Source organism: Brassicibacter mesophilus (assembly GCF_050433385.1).
In the GTDB taxonomy this organism is placed as follows: domain Bacteria; phylum Bacillota; class Clostridia; order Tissierellales; family Proteiniboraceae; genus Brassicibacter; species Brassicibacter mesophilus.
The window spans coordinates 48,641-55,747 of record NZ_JBNPXI010000026.1; the positions used below are offsets into that span (position 1 = coordinate 48,641).

Genomic DNA, 7,107 nt, shown 5'->3' on the forward strand with positions numbered 1-7,107 from the left:
TTATACTACCCAATTACATTATTTTCAAATTATAATAAATGCAGTTTAGTTTTATTTTTCATTTATTAGATATCCTTTTCTGCCTAGCTGCTCTAATATCTTTTCATAAATTTCATCACTTGGTACGTCAATATTGTGTATGTGCACTCCTTCTGTAAGTGATGACAATGGTTCAGCTTTTTCTTCTACTAAACTTTTAACAAATTCATCTACTTCGACTCTTGAACTAAGCATCAATGAGTTTTTTATTTCACCATAAATAGGATGCTCCACTATTACGTCTAGCACTTTTCCACCCATATCAATTATAGTTTTAAGCTCATCATCTATCTCATCATAGCCAGTATGTTTACATACTACTGCCTTAACTATTCTGTAATCCTGTTTTTTTGTTAAAATCATATATCCCTGAGGAGTGGCAAGTATTTCTTCACCTTTTGCCCTTAATATAGCAATATCCTGTACTATGACCTGTCTACTAACATTAAATGTTTTTGCAAGTTCGGTACCTTTTATAGGAATCTCTTTCTCAACTAAAATCTTTTTTATAGACTCTCTTCTTTTTTCAGAATCCACTATATCACCTCTAATATCTATGCTTCTTTTAGAACATATGCTTTCAATATTTGCTTAATATACTTCATAGTTTTTTCTGTAGCTTCATTATAATCAATCTTGTTACGAATAACTCTTGAAAGTATACTTTCATAGATTAATAAAGTAAGTTCATTAAGTTCATATGCATCTTCCTGTCTTATAAATCCTTCACTAACACAGACATCTAAAGTAGTCATCGCTCTGTCATAGATATTATGCTTTAAAAGCATAGTTGATAATCCTTCTGACGGACTTCCTAATTCTTCAGGAAATAACTTATAATAATCCTTAACATATTCTTCTAGGTCATTATCAAGCTTAGCAAAGAATATAGCATAATATATTTCAGGTTTCTCAAAAGAATAAATACAAAAACACTCCCAAATAAGTAAATACTTGTCCAGTACATTTTTGGAATCTTTGATATAGTCTGGTAAAGCTAGGGCATATTCTTTGATATATCTCATTGCTGCAAAAAATGTTAGGTGATCAATATTTTCAAAATAATTATATAAAGTGGCGCTATTGTACCCGGCATAGTCTGCTACTTTTCTTATAGTGATTCCGTTAATACCTTCTTGCTCAATAATCTTATCAGCTGCATCAATAAAATAAGACATTATTCTTTTCCTCTGAATTTCTTTATTTGTCATGTTTCCCTCCATGTTACTTTTTAATTATCTACTATAATAATATCATAACTTATTTTCTAGCACATATAAAACTATATTTATATTAAAATTATTGACAACAATATAACTTTTATATTTTATTTTACAAAAACTATTCGTATAAGTTTTTGCAAAAGCTTTTTATAATACGTAAAAATTTTTAATTTGTTATGTATATTCTCTAATATTGTTTTTTTAAAATTTATTTTAGTTTATATATTAAACCTCTAGAATATAGATTTTAGCATGTTTTGTATTTTTTTAAAATCTTAACTATTTGTTATGTCTATACAAACTTTTTATTCTATAGAAAATTATTATATTCATGATTGTGTTTCAATCATGATTATGATATTCTATTGTTAAATAATTAATGAAGTCTTAATTTAAGTGTTGTGAAAACGTATTCCTTTATCATTTTGTTTTTTTGTTAAGAAAATTCTTAATATTAAGTCAATTTTTTAATAAGAAAGGAGTGTAATCAATGAAATTAGAACTAGGTAATTTTTATGTCAAAGATATTATCTTTGGCGAAAAAACTTCATATGTTAATGGAATTTTAACTGTTAACAAAGAAGAAGCTTTAGCTGTTGTCAGAGAAGATGAGCATATTACTGAAGCAGATTTACTGATTGTTAAACCAGGTGATAATGTTAGACTTGTTCCTGTTAAAGAAGCAATTGAACCAAGACACAGAGTAGGAGGCGGCCCATTGTTCCCTGGAGTTACTGGAGAACTAATGCAGGCTGGAAATGGACAAACTTTAGCACTTAAAAATTGTAGCGTTATTGTTGTTGGAAGACATTGGGGTGGTTTCCAAGATGGTCTTATTGATATGAGTGGAGAAGGTGCTAAATACACTTACTACTCTCAACTTAAAAATATAGTTCTTGTTGCTGATACTGATGAAGAATTTGAAAAGCGTGAGCAGCAAAAGAAAAATAGAGCTTTAAGGTGGGCTGGAATGCGTTTGGCAGAATATATAGGGGACTGTGTAAAAGACTTAAAACCAGAAAAGGTTGAAGAATATGAACTAGCTCCTGTAACTAAGCGTTCAGCTGAAGTAAATAATTTACCAAGCGTTGTATTTGTTATGCAGCCACAATCACAGATGGAAGAGCTAGGATACAATGATTTAGTTTATGGGTGGGATGCAAACCGAATGGTTCCAACGTTCATGCATCCAAATGAAGTATTAGATGGTGCAATTATATCGGGAAGCTTCATGCCTTGTTCATCTAAATGGTCAACATATGATTTTCAAAATCTCCCTATGATTAGACGTTTATATCAAGAGCATGGAAAAACTATTAACTTCTTAGGAGTAATAATGTCTAACCTAAACGTTGCTTTAGAGCAAAAAGAAAGATCAGCTTTATTTGTTGCTCAAATAGCTAGATCTCTAGGAGCAGACAGTGCTATAGTAGCTGAAGAAGGATACGGTAACCCAGATGCAGATTTTATAGCATGTATAGTAGCTTTAGAAAATGCTGGAGTTAAAACAATTGGATTAACAAATGAATGTACAGGTAGAGATGGTGCATCTCAACCGTTAGTTACTTTAGATCCTAAAGCTGATGCAATAGTATCTTGTGGAAACGTTTCTCAATTAATAGAGCTTCCTCCAATGGAAACAGTAATAGGTGAGCTTGCAGCTTTAGGCAGAGATGGACTATCAGGAGGATGGGATGGAGATGAAATATTAGGTCCATCTGTTAGAGAAGATGGTTCAATTATTATGGAAAACAATGCAATGTTCTGTGGTGATCAAGTTGTTGGTTGGTCTACTAAAACAATGAAAGATTTTTAAGGAGGTGTAATTGATGAAAAAGGCAATCTTATATATCAACCAGTTTTTCGGTCAAATTGGTGGAGAAGATATGGCAGATTTTGCTCCTGAAATAAAAGAAGGCTTAGTCGGTCCAGCAATGGAGCTTGATAAACAGTTAGGAGACGATGTAAAAGTTACTCATACAATTATTTGCGGAGATAACTTCATGGGTTCAAAAACAGAAGAAGCTGTAGAAACTGTATTAGGATTCTTAGCTGATAAAGAATTCGATATATTCTTCGCAGGTCCTGCATTTAGAGCTGGTAGATATGGTAGTGCATGTGGTCATATAGGAAAAGCTGTAAAAGAAAAATTTAAAGTCCCAGTAATCAGTTCAATGAATGCTGAGAATCCTGGGGTTGAAATGTTTAAAAAGGATATCTATATCTTTAAAGGTGGCGCTAGCGCTGCTGCAATGAGAAAAGATATTAAGTGCATGGTTGGCTTTGCTAAAAAACTATTAAATGATGAAGAACTTTTATCAGCAGATGAAGAAGGATACTATTCAAGAGGAGTAAGGCATCAAGTATGGTTAAATCCTCCAATAAATGCTACTGACAGAGTAATTGAAATGCTTCTTAAAAAAGTTCATGGAGAGAAATTTGAAACTGAATTGCCAATCCCTGCTTCTGACTTAGTTCCTATAGCACCAGCGATTAAAGATTTAAGCAAAGCAAAAATTGCTCTTGCCACAACTGGTGGTATTGTACCAGTAGATAATCCAGACAGAATTCAATCTGCTTCTGCTACTAGATGGGGTAAATACGATATTACAGATATAGATAGACTAGAAGGTGGAGTATACAAAACTATACATGCTGGATTCGACCCAGCAGCTGCTGATGCTAATCCAAACGTTATAGTTCCATTAGATGCCTTAAGAACATACGAAAAAGAAGACAAAATTGGTTCTATTCATAATTATTTCTATACAACAGTTGGAACAGGAACTACTCAAGGTGAAGCCGCTAGAATGGGCAGAGAAATGGTAGCCGATATGAAAGCTGCTGGCGTAGATGCAGTTATATTAACGTCAACCTGAGGTACTTGTACACGTTGCGGTGCAACAATAGTAAAAGAAATTGAAAAAGCAGGAATTACTATAGTGCAAATGGCTAACCTAATACCAGTTGCTAAAACAGTCGGTTCTAATAGAATGGTTCCAACAATATCAATTCCTTATCCTTTAGGTGATCCAAGTACTTCTCATGAAGAACAATGGAAATTAAGATATCATAGAGTAGGTGTTGCATTAGATGCACTAGCTACAAATATCATTGAACAAACTGTCTTTAAGGTTAAATTTTAACCTTGATATAAAACAAATCATAATTCAGTTAAAGTTTTTTTAACTCTAACTGAATATACACTCTGTGATGGATTTTAAAGTTTTCTATTTAATAAATGCATAAATGAAAGAAGTCACAATTAATCTAACATTACTAAAATTGAAATGAAAGGAAGTGCAGAAATGGGGTTATTTGACGATAAAAAAGTCATAGTAATAGGCGATAGAGATGGCATTCCAGCTCCAGCAGTTGAAGAATGTCTTAAATCAACTGGTGCAGAAATAGTTTTTGCATCAACTGAATGTTTTGTCTGAACTGCTGCAGGAGCAATGGACCTAGAAAATCAACAAAGGGTTAAAGATTTAACTGAAAAGCACGGTGCTGAAAATATGGTTGTATTATTAGGCGCTGCTGAAGGTGAAGCTGCAGGATTAGCAGCTGAAACAGTTACAGCTGGAGATCCAACGTTTGCAGGTCCATTAGCAGGAGTCCAGTTAGGACTTAGGGTATACCATGTTGTAGAACCAGAATTCAAAAACGAAGTAAACGCTGACGTATATGATGAGCAAATCGGTATGATGGAAATGGTTCTTGATGTTGATGACATAGTTAATGAAGTAAGTTCAATAAGAAAAGAATATTGTAAATTTTAACTTATAATTTAAGTTTTTTGGTAGCATGAAATCAAAAGTAGTTGTTATATTTTAGCTTTAGATAAATCCTCATTTGCTGGATTAAAATGAGGATTAGTGAAGAATAGTCTATAGAAGAGTGTTATAAAATAACACTCTTCTATAGGGTAACTTTAATATTTGAAATAGTAATATCTATTGTTAATTTAATAACATTTTAAATAATTTGTAAAGGAGGAAAACGTTTGTCTAAGAAACTAGCTGATAAATCAGTTTTTTATATTTCTCTAATAATTGTTTTCTCAATATCACTTTGGGGAATAATATCACCTTCTAGTTTTGGAAATATAGCAAATAATGTTTTTAAATTTCTAACTGAACAATTCGGATGGTTCTATCTTTTAGCAATGCTTTTCTTTGTTATATTTATGCTAGCAATTGCTTTTAGTAAATATGGAAAAATAAAACTTGGTCCTGATGATTCAAAACCTGAATACAGCTATATATCATGGTTTGCAATGCTCTTTTCAGCAGGAATGGGTATAGGACTTGTATTTTGGGGAGTCGCAGAACCCTTAAATCATTTCATGGCACCTCCTCCTGGTATAGGAGCTGGAACCCCTGAAGCAGCAAATTTTGCAATATTTGCATCGTTCATGCATTGGGGTATACACCCATGGGCTAATTATTCAGTAATAGCTCTTGCTCTTGCGTATATGCAATTTAGAAAAAATAAACCCGGTCTAATAAGTAGTATCTTCATTCCACTTATTGGAGAAAAAAGAGCGCAAGGTCCTATTGGTAAGCTAATAGATATTTTAGCTATATTTGCAACAGTTGCTGGTGTTGCGACTTCTTTAGGATTAGGTACTCTTCAGATTAATAGCGGAATGAATTATCTATTTGGACTACCTATAAGCACTGTTGTTCAGATGAGTATAATTGTAATAGTTACTATTCTGTTCATGGCTTCAGCCATATCAGGACTCGATAAAGGTATAAAAATATTATCTAATACAAACATCGCATTAGCAGGCGCGCTTATGTTACTTACCCTGATCTTAGGTCCAACCATTAAAATAATAAACTCGTTTACAAACGGTTTAGGAATGTATGCAAATAATATAATAGGCGAAAGTCTTTCAATACAAGCTTTTGGCGATAATAGTTGGATTAATGGATGGAGAATATTTTACTGGGCTTGGTGGATAGCTTGGGCTCCATTCGTAGGAGTGTTTATAGCACGTATATCTAAAGGAAGAACTATTAAAGAATTCATTTTAGGTGTATCAATAGTACCTGCACTAGGTTCATTCTTATGGTTTGCTATATTTGGGGCTACAGGATTAAGTTTAGGTACAGAAGTTGCGACTGAAGCAATAAAAGTTACTGAAACAGCTTTCTTCGTAGTGATGAATCATATCCCTTTAGGAAGTATAATATCTTTTATTGCAGTAGTATTACTATGTACTTTCTTTGTTACATCTGCAGACTCTGCAACATTTGTTCTTGGTATGATGTCAACAGGCGGCGATTTAAACCCTACCACAAAGAGAAAGCTTGTATGGGGAGCTATTCAATCCCTAATGGCAGCTTCTCTAATGCTTGCAGGTGGTTTAAACGTACTTCAAACAGCTTCAATAGCTGCAGCCTTCCCATTTGCAATTGTTATGATATTCGCATGCTTCTCCCTACTAAAAGCACTTAGGCAAGATACAAAAGAACTTGATGGAGAATATACAATCGATTAAAAAATATTGTATCAATACAGAATAAAAGCTGGCTATTAAATAGCCAGCTTTTTGGGTAAAAAAATCCAATAATATTCTACTCTTCCATAAGCATAAATAGAGAACTCAAATCTTTGATCTGGTGTTGGTCTCTTAGTTTTTTCATCAGGGCACTCAAATCTACGCTTCTAAAATTTGGTGTGCATCGCTTAGTCCAGGCAAGCACTACGCTAGAATATAATTTTGTTTCAAAAAAATAAAAAACCAGCGATGTCCTACTCTCCCAGGGCGTCTCCGCCCAAGTACCATCAGCGCTGGAAGGCTTAACTTCTGTGTTCGGTATGGGAACAGGTGTGA

At 33.4% G+C, this 7,107-nt stretch carries 6 protein-coding genes and 1 rRNA gene; 4 read left to right on the top strand and 3 right to left on the bottom strand.

The window, feature by feature from the left end:
• Positions 1-51: 51 nt before the first annotated feature.
• The gene (locus tag HNR33_RS19645) at positions 52-576 is read right to left on the bottom strand and encodes a transcription repressor NadR (RefSeq protein WP_429086897.1); all 525 of its coding nucleotides are present in this window, start codon (positions 574-576) and stop codon (positions 52-54) included.
• Positions 577-593: 17 nt separating this feature from the next.
• The gene (locus HNR33_RS19650; protein WP_429086899.1) at positions 594-1,250 is read right to left on the bottom strand and encodes a TetR family transcriptional regulator; all 657 of its coding nucleotides are present in this window, start codon (positions 1,248-1,250) and stop codon (positions 594-596) included.
• Between the two features lie 502 nt (positions 1,251-1,752).
• Here HNR33_RS19650 and HNR33_RS19655 point away from each other — a divergent pair.
• The 4 genes from HNR33_RS19655 to HNR33_RS19670 all read left to right on the top strand — a co-directional run bounded on the left by HNR33_RS19655 (position 1,753) and on the right by HNR33_RS19670 (position 6,771).
• Positions 1,753-3,078, top strand: coding sequence for a glycine/sarcosine/betaine reductase component B subunit (locus tag HNR33_RS19655; protein WP_429086902.1), 1,326 nt, complete (start codon positions 1,753-1,755; stop codon positions 3,076-3,078).
• 13 nt (positions 3,079-3,091) lie between these two features.
• Positions 3,092-4,408, top strand: a complete 1,317-nt coding sequence (grdH, locus tag HNR33_RS19660) for a betaine reductase selenoprotein B (RefSeq protein ID WP_429086904.1) — start codon at positions 3,092-3,094, stop codon at positions 4,406-4,408.
• A 162-nt stretch (positions 4,409-4,570) separates the two neighbouring features.
• The gene (gene grdA / locus HNR33_RS19665; RefSeq protein ID WP_429086906.1) at positions 4,571-5,041 is read left to right on the top strand and encodes a glycine/sarcosine/betaine reductase complex selenoprotein A; all 471 of its coding nucleotides are present in this window, start codon (positions 4,571-4,573) and stop codon (positions 5,039-5,041) included.
• A 224-nt stretch (positions 5,042-5,265) separates the two neighbouring features.
• Complete coding sequence (locus tag HNR33_RS19670; protein WP_429086909.1) at positions 5,266-6,771, top strand: glycine betaine uptake BCCT transporter; 1,506 nt, start codon at positions 5,266-5,268, stop codon at positions 6,769-6,771.
• A gap of 241 nt (positions 6,772-7,012) precedes the next feature.
• On the opposite strand, the gene rrf is transcribed toward HNR33_RS19670, so the two are convergent.
• Positions 7,013-7,107 (bottom strand): 5S ribosomal RNA (gene rrf / locus HNR33_RS19675); the annotation flags it as partial.